Source organism: Bauldia litoralis (assembly GCF_900104485.1).
Classification (GTDB): Bacteria; Pseudomonadota; Alphaproteobacteria; order Rhizobiales; family Kaistiaceae; genus Bauldia; species Bauldia litoralis.
Genome location: NZ_FMXQ01000008.1, coordinates 211,007 through 231,149 on the forward strand (window position 1 = coordinate 211,007; position 20,143 = coordinate 231,149).

Annotated in this window: 16 protein-coding genes; 9 read left to right on the plus strand and 7 right to left on the minus strand. The window is 67.6% G+C overall.

Annotated elements, in window-relative coordinates; genetic code table 11:
* Positions 1-20: 20 nt before the first annotated feature.
* Positions 21-1,706 (plus strand): thiamine pyrophosphate-binding protein, encoded by a 1,686-nt coding sequence (locus tag BLT60_RS18950; protein ID WP_090878869.1) that lies wholly within the window; start codon positions 21-23, stop codon positions 1,704-1,706.
* Positions 1,707-1,733: 27 nt separating this feature from the next.
* Here the strand turns inward: BLT60_RS18950 and BLT60_RS18955 are convergent, their stop codons facing one another.
* A complete protein-coding gene (locus BLT60_RS18955; RefSeq protein WP_090878871.1) occupies positions 1,734-2,609 on the minus strand; it encodes a branched-chain amino acid aminotransferase in 876 nt (291 codons plus the stop codon).
* An 80-nt stretch (positions 2,610-2,689) separates the two neighbouring features.
* Between BLT60_RS18955 and BLT60_RS18960 the strand changes: the two genes are divergently transcribed.
* Positions 2,690-3,619, plus strand: coding sequence for an alpha/beta hydrolase (locus BLT60_RS18960; RefSeq protein WP_090878873.1), 930 nt, complete (start codon positions 2,690-2,692; stop codon positions 3,617-3,619).
* Positions 3,620-3,632: 13 nt separating this feature from the next.
* Here BLT60_RS18960 and BLT60_RS18965 read toward each other — a convergent pair whose 3' ends face one another.
* Positions 3,633-5,435 carry a long-chain-acyl-CoA synthetase gene (locus BLT60_RS18965; protein WP_090878875.1) on the minus strand — a complete coding sequence of 601 codons (1,803 nt, stop codon included), beginning with the start codon at positions 5,433-5,435 and terminating at the stop codon, positions 3,633-3,635.
* 265 nt (positions 5,436-5,700) lie between these two features.
* On the opposite strand from BLT60_RS18965, the gene BLT60_RS18970 reads away from it, so the two are divergent.
* The 3 genes from BLT60_RS18970 to BLT60_RS18980 are packed head-to-tail and all read left to right on the plus strand — an operon-like array spanning position 5,701 to position 8,565.
* Complete coding sequence (locus BLT60_RS18970; RefSeq protein ID WP_090878877.1) at positions 5,701-7,005, plus strand: O-acetylhomoserine aminocarboxypropyltransferase/cysteine synthase family protein; 1,305 nt, start codon at positions 5,701-5,703, stop codon at positions 7,003-7,005.
* Between the two features lie 25 nt (positions 7,006-7,030).
* A complete protein-coding gene (gene metA, locus BLT60_RS18975; protein ID WP_244521342.1) occupies positions 7,031-8,044 on the plus strand; it encodes a homoserine O-succinyltransferase MetA in 1,014 nt (337 codons plus the stop codon).
* Complete coding sequence (locus BLT60_RS18980; RefSeq protein ID WP_244521336.1) at positions 8,032-8,565, plus strand: flavin reductase family protein; 534 nt, start codon at positions 8,032-8,034, stop codon at positions 8,563-8,565. Before metA ends, BLT60_RS18980 begins: the two co-directional genes overlap by 13 nt.
* Before the next feature lie 18 nt (positions 8,566-8,583).
* Here BLT60_RS18980 and BLT60_RS18985 read toward each other — a convergent pair whose 3' ends face one another.
* The 4 genes from BLT60_RS18985 to BLT60_RS19000 form a co-directional block, all read right to left on the minus strand.
* Positions 8,584-9,876, minus strand: coding sequence for a TRAP transporter large permease (locus tag BLT60_RS18985; RefSeq protein ID WP_090878881.1), 1,293 nt, complete (start codon positions 9,874-9,876; stop codon positions 8,584-8,586).
* Between the two features lies 1 nt (position 9,877).
* Positions 9,878-10,315 (minus strand): TRAP transporter small permease, encoded by a 438-nt coding sequence (locus BLT60_RS18990; protein WP_090878883.1) that lies wholly within the window; start codon positions 10,313-10,315, stop codon positions 9,878-9,880.
* Between the two features lie 146 nt (positions 10,316-10,461).
* On the minus strand, positions 10,462-11,484 hold the full coding sequence (gene dctP, locus BLT60_RS18995) for a TRAP transporter substrate-binding protein DctP (protein ID WP_090878885.1): 1,023 nt from the start codon (positions 11,482-11,484) through the stop codon (positions 10,462-10,464).
* 2 nt (positions 11,485-11,486) lie between these two features.
* On the minus strand, positions 11,487-12,197 hold the full coding sequence (locus BLT60_RS19000) for a GntR family transcriptional regulator (RefSeq protein ID WP_090878887.1): 711 nt from the start codon (positions 12,195-12,197) through the stop codon (positions 11,487-11,489).
* 417 nt (positions 12,198-12,614) lie between these two features.
* Between BLT60_RS19000 and BLT60_RS19005 the strand changes: the two genes are divergently transcribed.
* The 3 genes from BLT60_RS19005 to BLT60_RS19015 are packed head-to-tail and all read left to right on the plus strand — an operon-like array spanning position 12,615 to position 17,258.
* On the plus strand, positions 12,615-14,702 hold the full coding sequence (locus BLT60_RS19005; RefSeq protein WP_090878889.1) for a hydantoinase/oxoprolinase family protein: 2,088 nt from the start codon (positions 12,615-12,617) through the stop codon (positions 14,700-14,702).
* Positions 14,695-16,470 (plus strand): hydantoinase B/oxoprolinase family protein, encoded by a 1,776-nt coding sequence (locus BLT60_RS19010; RefSeq protein WP_175478530.1) that lies wholly within the window; start codon positions 14,695-14,697, stop codon positions 16,468-16,470. Before BLT60_RS19005 ends, BLT60_RS19010 begins: the two co-directional genes overlap by 8 nt.
* A 5-nt stretch (positions 16,471-16,475) precedes the next feature.
* A complete protein-coding gene (locus BLT60_RS19015; RefSeq protein ID WP_244521337.1) occupies positions 16,476-17,258 on the plus strand; it encodes an SDR family NAD(P)-dependent oxidoreductase in 783 nt (260 codons plus the stop codon).
* A gap of 15 nt (positions 17,259-17,273) precedes the next feature.
* Here the strand turns inward: BLT60_RS19015 and BLT60_RS19020 are convergent, their stop codons facing one another.
* Positions 17,274-18,743, minus strand: a complete 1,470-nt coding sequence (locus BLT60_RS19020) for an aldehyde dehydrogenase family protein (RefSeq protein ID WP_210185644.1) — start codon at positions 18,741-18,743, stop codon at positions 17,274-17,276.
* A gap of 403 nt (positions 18,744-19,146) precedes the next feature.
* On the opposite strand from BLT60_RS19020, the gene BLT60_RS19025 reads away from it, so the two are divergent.
* On the plus strand, positions 19,147-20,127 hold the full coding sequence (locus BLT60_RS19025; protein ID WP_090878891.1) for a dihydrodipicolinate synthase family protein: 981 nt from the start codon (positions 19,147-19,149) through the stop codon (positions 20,125-20,127).
* The last annotated feature ends 16 nt before the right edge of the window (positions 20,128-20,143 follow it).

Here is a 20,143-nt window from a genome sequence, read left to right on the forward strand (position 1 = left end):
CCCAGACAGGCACCCCCGCGATGCATACGCCCCTGAAGACCCGGACCGCCGCCGAAGTTCTCGTCGACCAGCTCATCGCCAACGGCGTCGAGCATGTCTTCTGCGTTCCCGGCGAGAGCTACCTCGGCGTCCTCGATGCGCTCTACGATCGCGACATCACCGTGACGGTCTGCCGGCAGGAGGGTGGGGCGGCGATGATGGCCGATGCGATCGGCAAGGCGACCGGCAAGCCCGGCGTCTGTTTCGTCACCCGCGGGCCGGGCGCCACCAACGCGGCCGCCGGCATTCACATCGCCGACCAGGATTCGACGCCGATGATCATGTTCGTCGGCCAGGTCGACCGCCATGTCCGGGGACGCGGCGCCTTCCAGGAGATGGACTATCCGGCGGTCTTCGGCAGCATGACCCGGTGGACGACCGAGATCGACGACGCCACCCGCGTACCCGAACTCGTCTCGCGCGCCTTCCATGCCGCCACCGGCGGACGCCCCGGCCCGGTGGTGGTCGGACTGCCCGCCGACATGCTGCGCGAGCGCGTCTCCATCGACATCGCGCCGCCGTTCGAGCCGATCGAGGCGTCGCCCGGCAAGGCCGAGATGGCGCGACTCGAGGACTTGCTGGGCAAGGCCGAACGACCGCTGATGATCCTCGGCGGCACGCGCTGGACCGAGGACGCTTGTGACGCCGTTACGCGCTTCGCCGAGCGGCTTCATCTTCCGGTCGCCACCAGCTACCGGCGGCTGCCGCTCTTCGACCCGCTGCACCCCTGCTATGCCGGCGACCTCGGGCTCGGGCCGAACCCGAAGCTGATCGCGCGGGTCAAGGCGGCGGACCTCGTCATCCTCTGCAGTGGCCGGCTCGGCGATATTCCCTCGCAGGGCTACACCCTTCTCGACATCCCCGGACCGCGTTGCAAGCTGGTCCATGTCCATCCGGCGTCGGAGGAACTCGGCCGGGTCTACCAGCCCCATCTCGCCATCCAGTCCGGGCCGGTGCGCTTTGCCGAGGCGCTGGAAACCATCGCCGCGCCCGGCGACATCGCCTGGCGCGCGGTGACCGACGCGACCCATGCCGAGTATCTCGACTGGACCGAAACGGCGACTGACCAGCCCGGCGGAGTCAATCTCGGCGCGGTCATGGTCTGGATGCGCGACAACCTTCCGGTCGACACGATCCTTTGCAACGGCGCCGGCAACTACGCCGCCTGGATTCATCGCTTCTACCGGTTCCGGCGCTTCGCCACCCACATCGCGCCGACCTCGGCGTCGATGGGCTACGGCATGCCGTCGGCGGTGGCGATGAAGCGGCTTCATCCGGACCGGACGGTGCTGTCCGTCAACGGCGACGGCGACTTCCTGATGAACGGGCAGGAGTTCGCCACGGCGGTCCAGTACGACCTGCCGATCATCACCATCGTCTGCGACAACGGCATGTACGGCACCATCCGCATGCACCAGGAGCGGGAACACCCGGGCCGGGTGTCGGCGACCGACCTGCGCAATCCGGATTTCAGCGCCTATGCGCGTGCCTTCGGTGGCTTCGGCGTCACGGTCGAGAGGACCGAGGATTTCCCCGCCGCGTTTCGGGCGGCCGAGGACTCGGGCCAGCCGGCGATCATCCATCTCAGGATCGACCCGCAGGCGATTACCCCGTCGGCGACACTCGACGGCATCCGCGACCGCGCCCTGGCGGCTCGCCGGGACTGAGCGGGGCAGGGGACTCCGGGCACCGGTTCAGCGGTGGGCGAAGTCCCAGTAGAGCTTGCGGGCCTTGGCGTAGAACGGGCCGGGCTGGAGTTCCCGGTCGTCGATCCGGGTGACCGGCATCGCCTTCGAGAAATTGCCGGTCGAGAAGATCTCGTCGGCCGCCTGGAAGTCGGCAAAGGTCAGGGTCTTCTCGATCACCGTGTTGCCGTCCTCGCGGAGCAGGCCGATCATCCGCTGGCGCGTGATGCCGTTCAGGAAGGTGCCGTTGGGAACTGGCGTGTAGACGACACCGTCCCTGGCCATGAAGACATTGGAATTGCCGAGTTCGGCGACGTTGCCCAGCATGTCGCGCATGACGCAGTTGGTGAATCCGCGACCATGGGCTTCGAGCATGGCGCGCGAGTTGTTGGGATAGAGGCAACCGGCCTTGGCCTTGACCGGCGCGGTCTCGTCGGTCGGGCGGCGGAAGGGCGAGAGCGTGATCGACATGCCCTTCGGCTCAGGCATCGGCGCCTCGTACATGCACAGGCACCAGCGGGTCGATTCCGGATCGAAGCGGACACCGCCGCCGGGGCCACCCGCCTCCGCCCAGTACATCGGCCGGATATAGAGCGCCGCATCCGGATCGAAGCGGCGAAGACCCTCCTTGGCCAGCGCCATCCATTCCACCTCGCTGACCACCGGCTTGAGGCGGAGGTGGGTCGCGGACTGGTTGACCCGGGCGAAATGCAGGTCGAGGTCGGGGGTGACGCCCTCGAACGCCCGGCCACCGTCGAAGACCGCCGACCCGAGCCAGGTGCCATGGGTGCGAACGCCCATGATCGCGACGTTGCCCTCGTGCCAGTCTCCGCCGAAAAACGTCCAGGTCTTTGATGGCGCCGCGGTGAGGTTCTCGCTGGTCATCGCTCTTTTCCTTCCCACGCGTTGCGCGCGTTTGGCCTATTATGGGCCGATCGATAGTGTAGAGTCAGGTCGTCTTCCCCGTGCCGATAGATCCCCACGCCCGGCGCTTTCTCGACATGGTGGCGATTGCGCCATCGGCCGATCCGGCCCGCATGACCGTTGAGGAGCGGCGCGAGTCCTTTGTCAAGCTGATGGCGCTTTCCGGCTCGCAGGTCGCGGTCGGCGGTGTCGAGGATCGCACGATCCCCGGACCCGGCGGCCCGTTGTCGATTCGCCTCTACCGCCCCGTTTCCGACATGGAAGCCGCGCTGCCGGCCCTGGTCTTCTTTCACGGCGGCGGCCTGGTCGCCGGCAGTCTCGAGACCCATGACGCGCTCTGCCGGACGCTCGCCGGAGAGAGCGGCGTCATCGTGATCGCCGTCGACTACCGCCTCGCGCCCGAGCATCCGTTTCCGGCCGCCATCGAGGACGCAAATGCGGCCACCGCCTGGGTGATGGCCCATGCCGCGTCGCTCGGCATCGACCCCGACCGAATCGCCGTCAGCGGCGATTCCGGTGGCGCCACGCTGGCGACCGTCGTCTGCCGCGAGGCGCGGGGCGGGGACGGGCCGGCGATAGCCCTGCAACTGCTTCTCTGTCCCGTGCTCGACCTGGTTGCCGAGACGCCGTCGCGGCAGGAATTCGCCAGCGGCTACCTTCTCGATCGGGCGATGATGCGGCGCGACCTCGAGCACTACGGCCCCTGCGATCCCCTCGACCCCCGGGTGTCGCCGCTGCGCGCGCCGGATCTCGCCGGCATGCCGCGGACGATCATTCATTCGGCCGAATTCGATCCGCTGCGCGACGAGGACCGGGCCTATGCCGAGCGCCTGATGCAGGCCGGTGTCGCGGTCGATCACACCTGCCATCCGGGGATGATCCATCATTTCTACGGGCTGACCGGAATCGTCCCCGCCGCCCGGACCAGCCTTGCGGCGATCTGCCGGGGGCTTGGCGACGCGCTGTCCTAGGCGCGCGACAGTCTCAGAGCCGGACCCGACCCGCGACGATGCGGGCGTAGAGGTCGCTATCGAGCCTTGCATAGGCTTTCTCGGTTGGATCGTCGAAATACAGCACGTCGGCGATGGCCTCCGGATCGAAGCCCTCGGAGGCCAGATGAAAGGTCTTCGGCTTGAACGTCTCGGTCACTTCGAGTTCCGCCCGGATACGCAGGAAGAGCGGCCGCGCATAGGCAGGCAGCCGGTCGTCGAGATGGGCGTGGAGGGTGGCGAGGTCGAAGTCGTCGGCAATCTCCAGCGCCGCCATGCCGGCGCGACCGTCGGCGCCGGGCACAGCGACGCCATAGACCTGCGCATCGAGGACGCCGGGGCAGGCGGCAATCGCCGCATGGACCTCCAGCGTCGAGACATTCTCGCCTTTCCAGCGAAACGAACCGCCGACGCGGTCGACGAAGTAGAAGAAGCCTTTCTCGTCCTGGCGCATCAGGTCGCCGGTGCGAAACCAGGCGTCGCCGGGGGCGAAGACGTCGCGCAGGACCTTGCCCTCGGTTTCGTCGTCGCTGGTATAGCCCTCGAAACGCGTGCCGCCATCGCCGATCCGGCCGATCGCCTCGCCGACCTCGTTGCGGGCGCAGCGGATGCAGAGGCCGGCGGTGTCGCGAACCGGGGCGTTGGCGTCGGCGTCGAAACGGACGATCGCCGCCGGGAAGCGATGGGCGAGATAGGGCGGGATCCGCCCGATCGAGCCCGGCTTGCCCTCGAGGTTGTAGAGCGAGAAGGTGCCTTCGGTTGCCGCATAGAATTCGAGAATCTGCGGGATGCGGAACCGCTCCTGGAACGCCTCCCACACATCGGCGCGCAGGCCGTTGCCACAGCACAGCCGCAGCCTGTGCCGCCGCTCGGCCGGGGAGGGGAGTGCTGCGTTCAGGTAGCGGCACAACTCGCCGATATACTGGAACAGCGTGCAGTCCCAGCGGACGATGTCGTTCCAGAATTCGCCGACCGAGAAGCGCTCGCGCAGGACCACGGAGCCACCGCCGACCAGCACGCTTGCCGGCGCCACGATGCCGCCGATGCTGTGATACATCGGCAGGCAATCATACATGCGGTCGTCCGGCCCGACATCGGTCATCCCGGCGAACCAGTACGCCCAGGCCATGATCCGCCGATGGCTGATATTGGCGGCTTTCGGCAGGCCCGTCGTCCCCGAGGTGTAGATGCACAAGGCGCGGTCGGAGAGCGTCACCGGCCGTGTCTCGTCAGCCACCAGCGGCGCGCCGTCATAGGCGCCGGCGACCAGCGGCGTCAGGGTGCTGTCGCCCGCATCCGGCCCGCCGCCGATCGTCCAGGTTTTCGGGGCAGCATGGGTCAGTTCCGGCGACGCGATGGCGGCGCGGTAGTCGTCGGCGACGACGAGATGCTTCGGCGCGACCACGCCGATGCAGTGGGCCAGAGATGCCGCCGTCAGGTTGGTGTTGAGCAGCGCGACGACGCCACCGACCCGGCTGACGCCGAGCCAGAAGGCCATGTAGTCGGGGCAGTTCGGCATCAGCAGGCAGACGACGTCGCCGGGCGCGATCCCCTGGTCAAGCGCCCAGCGCGCATAGCGGCGCGACCGTTCGGCAAGTGCCGAGAAGCTGAGGCATTCGCGATCCGACAGGAGGGCAGGGGCATCGCCGAAACGCTCGGCCAGTTCGTCGATCACCACCGGCAGGGTGCGCAGCGGCGCGTCGTCGAGGCGAGCGGTCATTTCGAGCGCCCGCAGCCAGCCCTTCGACGATCCGCCCGGACTGGCGTCACGCGCCGGGCTGGGCGCGTCGCGGCTCATCGGAGTAGCCATCGTGTCGACCTTGCTGAGCGTTTCGCGAACCGCTCGACAATGAGCCCGCCGGCGACGTGATTCAATAAGATCGCCGGTTTGAGTCAAATCTAAACTTAAACGTTAAGGTTACCAGCAGCGAAAATCATATAAATATTGATTGAAATAGTAGTTCTCGCCACTGTCTGGCTGCGGGCATCGCCCTTGGCAAGTATCGCCGGGCCGATATCCGATGGCTCCGAAAGGCCGCCGCTTGCGGCCGGGAAGTGGCAGGATGCGAAGCGAAACGATCGCAATTCACGGTGGCTATGACACCGATCCGGTCACCAAGGCGGTGACCGCCCCGATTTACCAGACCGTCGCCTATGAGTTCGACAGCGCCGATCACGGCGCATCGCTGTTCAACCTTGAGGTCGAGGGCTATCGCTACAGCCGGATCAGCAACCCGACCACCGAGGTGCTGGAGCGTCGCGTCGCGCTGATGGAGGGCGGTCTCGCAGCCCTTGCGGTCAGCACCGGCCAGGCGGCGCTGCACTATGCGCTGGTCAATCTCGCCGACCATGGCGGCAACATCATTTCCGTGCCGCAGCTCTACGGCACCACCCACACGCTTCTCGCCCATGTCCTGCCGCGGCAGGGGATCTCGGTCCGCTTCGCCGCGACCGACCGAGCGGAGGACATTGCCCCGCTCATCGACGACGACACCCGCGCCGTCTTCTGCGAAACCGTCGGCAATCCGGCCGGCAATATCTGCGACATCGAGAAGATCGCCGCCGTGGCGCACAGCGCCGGCGTACCGCTGATCGTCGACAACACGGTGGCGACGCCGATCCTGCTGCGGCCGATCGAGCATGGCGCGGACATCGTCGTTCATTCGCTGACCAAGTTCATGGGCGGCCACGGCACGACGATGGGCGGCATCATCGTCGACAGCGGCAAGTTCCCCTGGACGGAGCATGGCCGGCGATTCCCGATGTTCAGCGCGCCCGACGCCTCCTATCACGACATGGTCTATTCCGACGCCTTCGGCCCCGGCGCCTATATCGCCCGCGCCCGCAGCGTCTACCAGCGCACCACCGGCGCGGTGCTGCCGCCGATGAGCGCCTTCCAGCTTATGCAGGGCATCGAGACCGTGGCGCTGCGTGTCGAGCGGCATGTCGAGAATGCCAGACGGGTGGCGGAGTTCCTGCGCGACGATCCGCGCACGGCCTGGGTCTCCTATGCCGGTTTTCCCGAGAGCCCGTATCACGGGCTGGTCGACAAGTATCTCGGCGGCCGCGTTCCCTCGCTCCTGACCTTCGGCGCGCGCGGCGGCTTCGAGGGCGGCAAGGCCTTCTATGACGCGCTGACGCTGGTCAAGCGTCTGGTCAATATCGGCGACGCCAAGTCGCTTGCCTGTCATCCCGCCTCGACGACCCATCGCCAGATGACCGTCGAGGAGCAGCGGGGCGCTGGCATCACCCCGGACACCATCCGTCTCAGCATCGGCATCGAGCATATCGACGACATCCTCGCCGATATCGACCAGGCGCTGGACGCATCGATGGCGACTGACGAGACGGCACAGGCGGCCGAGTAACGGAGGCGAGAGACTGTTGTTTGTCGTGCTCAATCAGGATCTGCAAGGACATCCGATCAGCGGCGACGGGCAACTGGGCGACGCCGGTCGCCGGACGCTTGGCGCATCGGATACCGGCTGTCTTGAGATCGGGCTGGTCAACAACATGCCGGATGCCGCGCTACGGCCGACGGAACGCCAGTTCTCGCGACTTCTCGCGGCGGCGGCCGGCAGGCATACGGTTCGGCTCCATTTCTACTCGCTCGACAGCATCCGCCGTGGCGACGAGGCCCGTGCCTATCTGCGGACGACATATGGCGACCTCGCCGAACTCCGGTCGGCCGGGCTCGATGCCCTGATCGTGACCGGCTGCGAGCCGTGCGCGCCGCACCTGAGCGACGAGCCTTACTGGCAGGATCTTGCGGGCATTGTCGACTGGGCGGAGGACAACACGACCACCACCCTGTGGTCCTGCCTCGCCGCCCATGCCGCGGTGCTGCACATGGACGGCGTCGAGCGGCATCGCCTGGCGGACAAGCGCTTCGGGGTCCTGGATTGCGACGTGGTCTCGGACAGCCCGCTGGTCGCCGGCATCCGCTCGCCGTTCCGCGTATCCCATTCGCGCTGGAACGAATTGCGGGCGGACGAACTGACGGCCGCCGGCTACCGCATCCTGACGCGGTCCACCGCCGGCGACGTCGACATGTTCGCCCGGGAGCGGAAGAGCCTGTTCCTGTTCTTCCAGGGGCACCCGGAATACACCGCCTATTCGCTGATGGGCGAGTACCGCCGGGACGTCGGCCGCTACCTGCGCGGTGAAATGGCCCGCTATCCGGCCACGCCGCTCGGCTATTTCGACAGCAAGACCGAGCAGCGACTGGCCGCTTTCGGCGAGAAGGCGGCGGGGGCCCGCGATCCGGCTCTGCTGGAGGAGTTTCCGGGAAGCGGCATGCTGCGTCCCAGGTCCGTCCGCAGGCTGACAACGTCCGGTGTCGCCGTCATCCGCAACTGGCTGTCATCGATCGCCACGCGCAAGGGAGAAGGCGCATGGGCGTCATGAGTACCGCGCTTGCCGCCGTCGATCTCGATGATATGCCGCATGACTTCCGGCTTGCGATGCGCAATCTCGCCGCCGGCGTGTCGATCGTCACCACGGGAGAAGGCCGGGGCCGCGCCGGTCTCACCGCGACGTCGGTCAACTCGCTGTCGATCGATCCGCCGTGCCTGCTGGTGTGCATCGGCCGCGCTTCGGGCACCCTGGCAGCGCTCCAGAAGAACCGGTCCTTCGGCGTCAGCGTCCTTGACGCAGGGCAGCAGGCGATCGCCGAACGCTTCGCCGGCAATGGCGGGCAGCATGGTGCTGCGCGGTTCAACGGCTTCGACTGGACGACCGGAGTGACCGGCGCGCCGCTTGCCGAAGGCGCGCTGTCGGCGTTCGACTGCACACTCGAAACGCTGGTCGAATGGCATTCCCACGCGATCGTCGTCGGCCGGGTCCGGTCGGTGCACACGAATGAAGGTGCCGCGCCGCTGACCTACTGGCGTGGCGGCTATGGCAGCTTCGATCCCCAGGCCGGATAAGCAGCGCCGGCTGGCGGCCTAGCCGCCGTATCCGGCCGACCTCGGGATGAACAGCACCAGGTCCGGCAGCAGGACGATTGCCAGCAGGGCGATCACCAGGGTGAGAATGAACGCCCAGGATTCCCGGATCAGTTCGGCCAGTGGAATGCGCGACACGCCGCTGATCAGGAACAGCAACTCGCCATAGGGCGGGGTGATCAGCCCGATCATCATGTCGACGACCACCACCACGCCGAAATGCACCGGATCGACGCCCAGCGCGTGGACCGAGGGCATCAGGATCGGCACCATGATCAGCAGCATCAGCAGCGTGTCGAGCACGGCGCCGAGGACCAGGAAGAGCACCGAGACCAGCAGCAGAAAGGCGACCGGGCTCAGGCCCAGGCTGGTGATCCAGTTGCCGAGGGCATAGGGGATCTGCTCGCTCGCCACGACATAGTTGATGAACAGCGCGCCGACGACGGTGATGGCGACGATCGCGGTCGCCCGGGCCGAGCCGAGCAGCGACTGGTAAAGCGACCGGAGGTTCATCTCGCGGTAGATGAAAGCGAGCAGCATCGCATAGGCGGCGGCGACCGCGGCTGCCTCCGTCGGCGTCACCGCGCCTGAATAGATGCCGCCGAGGAGAATGACCGGCAGCATCAGCGCTGGCGCCGCGCGCAGGGTGGTGCGGCGCACCGCGGTGAACGGCACCGGGTCCTCGACCGGGAACCCGCGCCGCCGCGCGACGATGAACACCTGGATGCAGAGCGCCAGCCCCATCAACAGGCCGGGAACGACGCCGGCGAGGAAGAGGGCGCCGATCGAGGTGCCGGAGATCGCGCCATAGATGACCATCGGGATCGATGGCGGGATGATCGGTCCGATCGTCGCCGAGGCGGCGGTCAGCGCGCCGGCGAAGCCGCGCGGATAGCGACCGTTCTTGGTCATCATGTCGATCATCAGCTTGCCGGGCCCGGCGGCGTCGGCCAGCGCGCTGCCGCTCATGCCGGCGAAGATGATGCTGACGGCGATGTTCACGTAGGCGAGGCCGCCGCGCAGGCGGCCGATGACCATCATCACGAATTTCAGCAGGCGGTCGGAGATGTTGCTGGCGGTCATCACCTCGGCGGCAAAGATGAATAGCGGCACGGCCAGCAGGATGAAGGAGGAGAACAGCCCGTTGATGCCCTGCGCGGCGACCAGGCCGATATCGCCGCCGATCAGCAGCAGGTAGACCAGCCCGGCGACGATCATCGAGAAACCGATCGGAACACCGATCGCGCAGGCTGCGATGAACAGCGCGAACATGATGGCGGCGGCGAGGCTCATGTCAGGGCTGCTTTTCCCAATCCGACCGTGAGAGCCGGTAAAGCCGTATCACGCCGTTGATGATGATCAGCACCATGAAGACGCCGAAGGCGCTGAAGACGACGCTCATCGGCAGGCGCAGCGTCGGGGTCTTCTGGCGGAAGGTGAAGAGGATGTAGTCAAGATTGCCGGGCAGCGTGACCAGCATGACGAGGGTGACCAGCCCGGTGCCGGCGATGGCGAAGATCCGGCGCAGCTTCGGCTTGACGCTGACATAGACGAGGCTGAACGTCACATGCTCGCGTTCCGCGACGATCGTCGCCGCGCCGACGCAGACGATCCAGACATAGAGGATCTCCGCGATCTCCTGGGTCCAGGACAGCGGGTGGTTGAGGACGTAGCGGTAGAAGATCTGCAGCATGAAGACGCCGAAGAGGACCGCGAAGGCGGTGGCGTTCAAGGCCTCGAAGGTCTTCGAGATCAGGCGTGGGATGCGTGTCAGTTCCGACCTCCAGGACGAGAGCGCGGCCCGACGGCTGCCCGCCCGGCCGCGCTCGCTTTATCAGGCCCGGGCGGCAGCCGCCCGAGCCGGGACGCGTCGACGCCTCAGAGGGCGTTGATCTTGTCGATCAGACCCGCCGGCCATTCCTTGGCGTAGTCGCTGTTGAGGTATTCCTGCTGCACGTGGCTGCGGAAGGCATCGAGGTCGGGCGTGGTGACCGTCATGCCGTGGCTTTCGAGCAGCGCAACGCCGTCGGCCTCGGTGGCGAGCGTGCCTTCGTCGACCAGGGCCGACTGGGCGGCGACCGCGTCGGCGACAACCTTCTTCTCTTCGTCGGTCAGGCTGTCCCAGAAGGAGGACGACATGGCGAAGAACAGCGGCGCCACCATGTGGCCGGTCAGCACGAGCTGTTCGCTGACCTCGTCGAACTTGGCGGCGATCATGTCGGCGATCGGGTTCTCAAGGCCGTCGACGGTGCCGGTCGACAGGGCGAGATAGACCTCGTCGAAGGCGATCGGCGTCGGGTTAGCGCCCAGCGCCTTGCCGAGGAACTGCCAGGTGTCGGAGCCGGGAACGCGGAGCTTCAGGCCAGCGAGATCGGCCGGAGTCTTGACGTCCTTCAACTCGCGCAGGATGACGTGGCGGGTGCCGAGATACTGCGAGCCGAGGATCTCGACCTCGATGTCGTCCCGCACGCGCTGGCGGTATTCCTTGCCGACTTCGCTGTCGCCATAGACCTTGTGCATGTGCTCGGCGTCGCGGAGCAGGTAGCCGGCGGTGAAGACCGAATATTCGGGGATGTAGCTGGCGACGTCCTGCGGCGAGATCATGCCGACCTCGAGGTTGCCGCGCTGCATCGCCGGGATCTCGGTGCCCTGGTCGAAGAGGGTGGCATTGAGGTGGATCTGGACTTCCAGGGTTGGCGAATTGGCCTCGACCATTTCCTTGAACTTGGCGAGACCCTTGGCCTGCCACTCGGCGTCGTTGGCCGGGGTCGAGATGCGAATGACCTTCTTGTCCTGGGCGAAGCCGCTGCCGATCAGCGCGGGCATCATCAGGGCGGCGGCGGTCACGGCAAGCACGTTGCGGCGGGTCAGTCTGGAAAGTATCGGCTTCCTGTCAGTCATGTTCAGTCTCCCTTTTTTGTATTCGCGCCGGGGGTTCCCGACGATGGCTGTCTGGCATTGGCGTCCAACAGGCGCTTCACCTCGGCGCTGTTATGGGTGCGGGCGAGTTGTTCCGCCCGCGCCGCGTCGCCCTTCAACACCGCTTCGGTCAGGTCGCGGTGGTCGTCGATGAGGTCCCTGGTTTCGCGTGGCGCGAACCCGATATGCGTCATCTGGAACCGGACCTGGAGGATGATGCGTTCATGGTCGCGGATCAGGCGCTTGTGCCCGGACATCGCGACGATCGTCTTGTGCAGCTTGAAGTCGGCGTCGGCCGCCGCCTCGCGCTGGTCGGCATTGGCGGCCGCTTCCAGTTCGGCGAAGACCCGGCTGAGCCCGTCGCGCTCGGCCGGGGAGGCGTATTGCGCCGCGAGGCTGGCGGCGAGGCCCTCGAGGGCGGAGCGAAGCGTGTAGAGCTCCCAGGCTTCCTCGACCGAGGCCGGCGCCACTTCCCACTTAGTGAAGGCGACCTGGCGAACCAGCCCCTCGTTGGAAAGCTGCATCAGCGCCGAGCGGATGGTGCCGCGGCTGACTTCGAGTTCGCGGGCGAGCACGGCCTCGAGCAGGCGGTGGCCGGGCGGCATGGTCCGGTTGACGATCTGCTGGCGAATGCTGTTGGCGGCCTGGCGGTCGAGCAGGCGTTCCTGGGTCTTGAGGCTGGTCAGCGTACTCATCGCGCGCCGCTCCCGAAGCCGGCAGCCGAGGCGTCGCCCAGTCCACACGGTGCGAAGGGCGAACGGATCGCTGGCATGTCGCAGGCCCGTCTCATCAAGTCGACCACTCCCCCGGGGCGTATGCGGCAGGCTGGCGGATGACCCGACGAAGCGTCATCGCAGGCCAGAAAACCTCTCGACACGGCCATCGCCGCAGCCGATCCGACAGCCGGAAGGGAAACGATAGAAAGATAGTCGACAATCGTCAATAGACTATCGTCAATCGACCGATCCGGGCTAAGTCTCTGTATGCACGAGGTTTTGTCGTTTCGCTCCGAGCCGGACCGCCACGCGGTCGATTGACAGCTTTGTCGATTGCTGACAATAAACTCACATCGAGAGGCGTCGGTCTCTGCGGGATTCTGTGAAGGAACGGGCATGCGCGAGACCGGCCGGATTGGCGTCGATATCGGCGGGACATTCACCGACATCGTCCTGTTCACCGATCGCGGTCGCACGGTCTCGAAGAAGACCCCGTCGACGCCGGACCATCCCGACCGGGCGGTGATCACCGGCATCCGCCTGGCGCTCGACGAGGCGGGCCTCCAGCCCGGCGACATCGTCGGCGTCCTGCATGGCACCACCGTCGGCTCCAACGCCATCCTGCAGAAGCGCGGCGGGCGGACCGGCCTCGTCACCACCAGGGGATTCCGCGACGTCCTGGAGATCGGCCGGCTGCGGACGCCGGGGATGTTCGACCTGTCCTGGGACAAGCCGGAGCCGCTGGTGCCGCGCCACTGGCGCTGCGAGGTCACCGAACGCATCGCCGCCGACGGCTCGGTGGTCGCGCCGCTCGATCGCGACGAACTCCGCGCCGTCGGCGCTTTCTTCCGCGACGAGGGCATCGAGTCGATCGCCGTCTGCTTCCTCAATTCTTATCGCAACCCGGCTCACGAGCGCGAAGCCGAGGCGATTCTCCGCGAGGGCTTCCCGGAGATCGCGGTGACGACCTCGGTCGCCGTCCTGCCGGAGCAGCGCGAATACGAACGCACCTCGACCACGGTGGTCAACGCTTACGTCCTGCCGGTGCTGCGCGACTACCTCGCCTCGCTCGCCGACGGCCTCGCGGCGATGGGCGTCACCGCGCCGCTCTATGTCAGCAACTCGAATGGCGGGTTGGCGCCGGCGGCTCTGGCGCAGGAGAAGCCGGTCTTCTTCATCTCCTCCGGTCGCGCCGCGGGCGTCGCTGGCGCCGGCGATCTCGGCCGGCGGACCGGCGTGCGAAACCTCGTCGCCTTCGACATGGGCGGCACCACCGCCTCGGCGTCGCTGGTCAAGGACGGCGAACTCAGCCGCACCACCGAATACGAATTCCGCGCCGGCATCTCGACGCCGAGCCGCTTCATCAAGGCCGGCGGCTACATGATGCGGGTCCCCACCGTCGACGTGGCGGAGATCGGCAACGGCTCCGGCTCGATCGCCTATGTCGATGCCGGCGGGCTGACCTGTGTCGGGCCGATCTCGGCCGGCGCGGCGCCCGGTCCGGCCTGCTACGGGGCGGGCGGCGACAAGCCGACGGTGACCGACGCCAACCTCGTCATGGGCTTCCTGCCGGAGCGGCTGGCCGGCGGCTCGCTGACCCTCGACATCGGCAGGGCGCGGGCGGCGATCGACCGCCATGTCGCGACGCCGCTCGGTCTCTCGGTCGAGGAGGCGGCCTTCGGCATCCGCGCCATCGCCAACGCCAACATGGCCCGCGCCATCCGCGCGGTGACGGTCGAACGCGGCCTCGATCCACGCGATTTCAAGCTGCTCGCCTATGGCGGTTCCGGCCCCAACCACGCCTGCGACCTGGCCCGGATCCTCAATGTTCCGGAGGTGATCTTTCCCCCGGCGCCCGGCGTGTTCACAGCGATGGGCATGCTGGCGGGGGCGATCGAGCACTTCCTCATCCGCAGCGTTCACCGCCCGCTCGACCGGATCGCCGCCGCCGAGCTCAAGGCCGTCACCGACGCGCTGGCCGGCGAGGCGCATCGCGAACTGGCGGCCCGTGGCCATGGCCGTGAAGCGGTGGGCCTGCGCTTCGAGATCGACCTCCGCTTCACCGGGCAGGATTCCGAATTGCAGGTCGGCTTCGATCCCGACCGGCTGGACGACGAGATCGGCGCCATGCGCCCGCGCTTCCTCGCGCTTTACCGCGAGCTCTACGGCTATGTCTCGGACGGTGGCGTCGAGGCGGTCAACATCCGGCTGACCGCAACGGTGGCGGCAACCGGGGAGGGCGCCGCCGACATCTGGACACGCACCGACGGCGATTCGCCCGACACGCCAGCGGTAACCCGGCCGATCTACTTCATCCGTGGCGGCGACTGGCAGGAGACCCCGGTGGTCGAGCGCAGCGCCTTCGCCGGGACGATGGCCGGTCCGCTGGCGATCGAGAGCGCCGACACGACGATCATCGTACCGCCGGGCGCCGAGGCCCGCGCCGACCTGACCGGTAACATCGTGGTGACGATCGATGACTGACATCAAAGCCAGCCCCCCGGCCGACGCCGTGACCATCGACCCGATCACCTTCGCGGTGCTCAAGAGCGCCCTCGACACCATCGTCGACGAGATGGCCGGGACGGTGATGCGAACCGCGCGTTCGCCGATCGTCCGCGACGTGCTCGACTATTCGGCGACGCTCTGCGACCGCAACGGCCTGATCCTCAGCCAGGCCAAGACCGTCGCCCTGCATCTCGGCGCGGTGCCCGACGCGATGGATGTCATCGTCGACCGCTTTGCCGACAGCGTCCGCCCCGGCGACGTCTTCATCCTCAACGATCCCTATGCCGGCGGCATGCACCTGCCCGACATCTTCATGGTCAAGCCGATCTTCGCCGGCGAGACCCTTGAGGGCTATGCCGTCGTTGTCGCCCATCACTGCGACATGGGCGGCCGGGTGCCGGGCTCCAACGCGGCCGACTCGACCGAGATCTACCAGGAGGGCCTGCGGATTCCGCCGTCGCGGCTCTACACCGCCGGCGAGCCGAACACGACGCTCTACGACATCATCAGGACCAACGTCCGCGTCCCCGATCTGGTGATGGGCGACCTCGACGCGCAGCTCGCCGCCTGCACGATCGGCGAGCGCGAGATCCTCCGCCTGCTCGCCCGGCACGGCGCGCGCGACCTCCACGCCTATTTCGACGCGCTGCTCGACTATGGCGAGGAACTGACCCGGACCGGCATCGCCGCCTGGCCGGACGGCACCTACCGTTTCACCGATCATATCGACGGCGACGGCTTCACCGCCGATCCGATCCCGATCTGCTGCGCGATCACCGTCGCCGGCGACAGCCTCGTCGTCGACTTCGAAGGGTCGTCGCCACAGGTGCGCGGCGCGATCAACGCCACCTTTTCCTTCACCAAGTCGTCGGCCTATCTCTCGATCCGCTGCGCACTGTCCCAGGACGTGCCGAACAACGCCGGCGTCTACCGCGCCATCACCGTCAGGGCGCCGTCGCATTCGATCCTCAATCCGGACATGCCGGCGCCGGTCGCGGCGCGGGCGCTGACCGGCTACCGCGTCGTCGATGCGGTGCTCGGCGCGCTCGCCCAGATCGCGCCGGAGCGGATCATGGCGGCGGGCGAGGGCGGCAACACCGTCATCGCCATCGGCGGCTACGACCGCGAGACAGCCGAGCCCTTCATCCTCGTCGACATGATCAACGGCGCCTGGGGCGGGCGCTGGAACAAGGATGGCGTCGAGGGCATCACCAACCCGGCACAGAACATGTCGAACCTGCCGATCGAAACCCTCGAGGCGCGCTATCCGCTGCGCATGGAGGAATACGCGCTGCGGCCGGACTCCTGCGGCGCGGGCAAGTTCCGCGGCGGCATCGGCCTGACCCGCCAGTATCGCATCCTCGCCGACGACACGGTCCTGCAGGTCCGCGCCGACCGGACCGCGACGCTGCCCTATGGCCTGTTCGGCGGCGGGCCGGGCGCGCCATCGCGCAACGTCCTCAATCCGGACACGGCGCGAGAGGCGCTTCCGGGGAAAGTCACCCGCATCGTCGGGCGCGATACGGTGATCCGCCACGAGCAGGCGGGCGCCGGAGGCTATGGCGATCCGCTCGACCGCGACCTCGCTGCGATCGCCAGCGACTTGCGCAACGGCAAGGTCAGCCGCGACTATGCGGCGGCGCGCCACGGCGTGGTCTTCGCCGATGACACCGCGTTGGCCATCGATGCAACCGCGACCGACAAACGCCGGGCCGGGCTGAAGGCCGAGCGATCGAAGGGGTGACAGACGTGAGCGACATCAGGACAGTGGTTGTGACCGGCGGCGCCAGCGGCATCGGCGAAGCCTGCGCCGAACGTTTCGCGGCCGGCGGCTGGCGGGTGATCATCGGCGATATCAACACCGGGCGCGGCGAAGCCGTCGCCGAGCGCCTTCGCAACGCGGGCGGCGACTGCCGGTTTCTCGACGTCGATGTTGCGGACGATGACGCGGTCGCTTCGTTCACCGCCGCCGTCCATGCGGACGGCGCCCGGGTCGATGCGCTGGTCAATTCCGGCGGCATCCTGCAGAACGCGGTCCGCGTCACCGACCTCGACATGGCCGAGTTCGACCGTCTCTGGGCGGTCAACGTTCGCGGCACGATGGTCGTCAACCAGGCCTTCGGCCGGCGGATGGTCGCCGCCGGGCAGGGGAGCATCGTCAACATGTGCTCGCTGACCAGCTTTCGCGCCTCGCCGCAGGTTGGCTACGCCCCAGGCAAGGCGGCGCTCAAGTCGATGACCGAGTCGCTGGCGGCGGAGCTCGGCCCGAGCGGCGTCCGGGTCAACGCCGTCGCGCCCGGCTACACGCTGACCCCGGCGATGCAGGCCCGCATCGACAGCGGCGACCGCGACCCGAAGGCGGTGATCGACCAGACGGCGCTTCGCCGGTTTGTCGAGCCGCGCGAAGTCGGCGAGGTCGTCTTCTTCCTCTGCTCCGACGCGGCCAGCGCCGTCAGCGGCACGACGATCCCGATCGATTGCGGCTGGCTCGCCTATTCGGGCTACGCCGCCTACGCGTCGCAGCCCGAATAGGACGCCCGTCGGTCGTCAGGCGTAGTTGACGTAGATCGTCTTCTTCTGGAAGTAGCCGTCGAGGCCATACTTGCCGTCCTCGCCGCCGAGGCCGCTGTCGCGCATGCCGGCGTGGTGGGCGTGGACGACGTCGCCGCCGCCGCGATTGACGTAGATCTCGCCGAATTTCAGCTCGCGGACGAGGCGCATCATTCGCCTGAGGTCCTTGGTGAAGACATAGGCCGACAGCCCGTAGCGGCTCTCGTTGGCGAGCCGCAGGCCCTCGTCGAAATCGGTGACGGTCATCACCGGCACGACCGGGCCAAAGACCTCGTCCTGCATGATCGCCATGGCGTTGTCGTTGACCCGGAGCACCGTCGGGTCGAACCAGTGACCCTTGGCGAACTCGCCTTCGGTCAGCCGTCCGCCACCGGTCAAAACTTCAGCCCCCGCGGCGGTTGCCGCATCGACCATTGCCTCGACCTTGTCGACTTCCGGACCGCTGAATTTCGGCCCGACATCGACCAGCTTGGTCGGGTCGCCGACCTTCAGCGCCTTCACCGAGCGGACGAACTTGTCGAGGAACTCGTCGGCGATCTTCTCGTGCAGATACATGCGCTCGTTGCAGATGCAGATCTGGCCGCAATTCTCGAAGCGCGACACGACGGCGGCGCGGACTGCGGCGCCGACATCGGCATCCTCGCCGACGATGAAGGGCGCCTTGCCGCCGAGTTCCAGCCGCAGCACCTTCAGGTCGTCGGCCCCGGCACGGAACACCGCCTTGCCGGCGCGGACGCTGCCGGTCAGCGTGACGAGGCGCGCCAGCGGGTGCTTGACCAGGGCCTGGCCGACGCCTTCGCCGGTGCCGGAAATGACGTTGATGACGCCGGCCGGGAAGCCGGCCTGGTCGGCGAGCTGGGCGATCTCCAGGGCCGAGATCGGCGTCCCCTCATGCGACTTGACCACCACCGTGTTGCCGGCGATTAGCGCCGGTCCGATCTTGCGGGTCATCAGCGCCGCCGGGTAGTTCCAGGCGGTCAGCGCGATGACGACGCCATGGGCGACGCGCTGGATCCAGATCTGCTCGTCGGGATTGTCGGAGGGGATGATGTCGCCGGTGATGCGGCGGGCTTCCTCGGCCGCGTAGGAGAGGTAGAGCGCGGCCCCCTCGATCTCGCCTCGCGCCTCCTGCAGCGGCTTGCCCTGTTCGGCGATCACCACCTGGGCGAGGCGCTCGCGATTCTCGAGGATCAGCCGCGCCAGCTTCTTCAGGAGCTCCGCCCGCTCGATCGGTGGTGTCGCCTCCCAGGCCGGCTGGGCGCGATAGGCGGCGACCACGGCGCGGTCGGCGTCGTCCTCGCTGCCGCGCGGGACCGAGGCGATGATCGCGCCGGTCGCCGGATTCTCGACCTCCAGCCACTCCTTGACCGTCGACGGCTCCCAGCCGCCGTCGATGTAGTTGGTGTAGCGGTCGGTGCCTTTGACCAGTTCTTTCATCGCGGACATTGGGGTTCTTTCCTTGCGGGCAGGGTTCTGACGTGGGGCGGCGTCCGATAACGGGGCCTTGGTCTTGATCTGGGTGTCGCCGGGGCGTTGCGAACCACGTCCACGGGCGCGACAAACCCGCCTCGGGTCCACGGTCGCCTACTCATGGTTGTGTTGCGTCGGCGTGCGCCAGCCGTCTGGCGCTCTGGCGGATGGAGTCGATGTCGCCGCCGGTCGTGTGTTTCCTCTTGAATTTCAGTGTTTTCTACCGACGCCGCTTTGCGACGGATGCCAGTGATCCGGCGCTAGGTCACAGCAGCGGACGGAGTCCGTCAAGCAAAATGTTGACAATCGGCAATCAATCTTGCCTTCTCATCCGCGCCTGCGGAATCCCCTCGCGCACGGCCAGACGAGACGGAACTCCATGCCCGGATTGCCGACCCATGCCTGCCTGATGGTCGCCATCGCCACGCCCGTCGGGCGCGATCTGCGCCCCGACCAGCCGCGCCTGATCGCGCGGATCCGCCAGCTTCTCGACATGGGCTGCGATGGCATCGCCCTGTTCGGCACGACCGGCGAGGGCCCGGCGCTGACGGTGGCCGACCGGGTCGAGACCCTCGACGCGGTCGTCGCGGCCGGGATCGATCCGGCGCGGATCGTCGTCTCGGTCGGCGCGCTGCCGGTCGCCGACATCGCCCGTCTCGCCCGGCATGCGACCGATGCCGGGGTCGAAGGCGTGCTGCTGATGCCGCCCTGCGCCTATCGCGACGGCATCACCGAGGACGGCACCTTCCGTTTCTTCGAGGCGGTCATCGACCGCGTCGAGCGGTCGGCGCTCCGCCTCTATCTCTATCATTTCCCCGGCATCTCCGGCGTGCCGATCACCGCCGGCGTCGTCCGCCGTCTCGACGAGCGCTATCCCGGCACCATCGCCGGCATCAAGGATAGTGGCGGCGATGCCGACTACACCGAGATGCTGGTCCGCCGCTTCTCGCATCTGTCGATCTTCACCGGCTCCGAGGTCGACGTCCCCGACCTGATGGCGACGGGCTTGCGTGGCACGATCTGCGGCCTCGGCAATGTCATGCCGCGGCTGATGCGGGTGATGATGGACCAACCGACCGCCTTCGACCGTCGGGCCTTCCTGCCGCTGATCCTTTCCGGCGACGTCATCCTGTCGCGCGGGCCCTTCATCCCGTCGGCCAAGTCGGTGGTCGCCGCGTCCCTAAACGATCCGGAGTGGCGCCGCGTACTGCCGCCGCTGGCCGAGATCCCGATCCTTGAGCGCGACCGGCTGGTCGCCGACTTCGACCGCTGGGACGCGAGCCTGCCGGCCGAATGCCAGAGCCTCGACCACGACGCCCCGCCGACATCCGGGAAAGTCGTGTCCCTCCGCCGCGCCTGACGCGTAGCCCCGATTT

What these genes read in the sequence shown, in the direction of transcription:
- BLT60_RS18950 (WP_090878869.1), top strand. Translation starts at nt 21, where the DNA reads ATGCATACGCCCCTGAAGACCCGGACCGCCGCCGAAGTTCTCGTCGAC.
- BLT60_RS18955 (WP_090878871.1), bottom strand. Translation starts at nt 2,609, where the DNA reads ATGACCAGCGAGAACCTCACCGCGGCGCCATCAAAGACCTGGACGTTT.
- BLT60_RS18965 (WP_090878875.1), bottom strand. Translation starts at nt 5,435, where the DNA reads ATGAGCCGCGACGCGCCCAGCCCGGCGCGTGACGCCAGTCCGGGCGGA.
- BLT60_RS18970 (WP_090878877.1), top strand. Translation starts at nt 5,701, where the DNA reads ATGCGAAGCGAAACGATCGCAATTCACGGTGGCTATGACACCGATCCG.
- BLT60_RS18980 (WP_244521336.1), top strand. Translation starts at nt 8,032, where the DNA reads ATGGGCGTCATGAGTACCGCGCTTGCCGCCGTCGATCTCGATGATATG.
- BLT60_RS18985 (WP_090878881.1), bottom strand. Translation starts at nt 9,876, where the DNA reads ATGAGCCTCGCCGCCGCCATCATGTTCGCGCTGTTCATCGCAGCCTGC.
- dctP (WP_090878885.1), bottom strand. Translation starts at nt 11,484, where the DNA reads ATGACTGACAGGAAGCCGATACTTTCCAGACTGACCCGCCGCAACGTG.
- BLT60_RS19000 (WP_090878887.1), bottom strand. Translation starts at nt 12,197, where the DNA reads ATGAGTACGCTGACCAGCCTCAAGACCCAGGAACGCCTGCTCGACCGC.
- BLT60_RS19005 (WP_090878889.1), top strand. Translation starts at nt 12,615, where the DNA reads ATGCGCGAGACCGGCCGGATTGGCGTCGATATCGGCGGGACATTCACC.
- BLT60_RS19010 (WP_175478530.1), top strand. Translation starts at nt 14,695, where the DNA reads ATGACTGACATCAAAGCCAGCCCCCCGGCCGACGCCGTGACCATCGAC.
- BLT60_RS19020 (WP_210185644.1), bottom strand. Translation starts at nt 18,743, where the DNA reads ATGTCCGCGATGAAAGAACTGGTCAAAGGCACCGACCGCTACACCAAC.
- BLT60_RS19025 (WP_090878891.1), top strand. Translation starts at nt 19,147, where the DNA reads ATGCCCGGATTGCCGACCCATGCCTGCCTGATGGTCGCCATCGCCACG.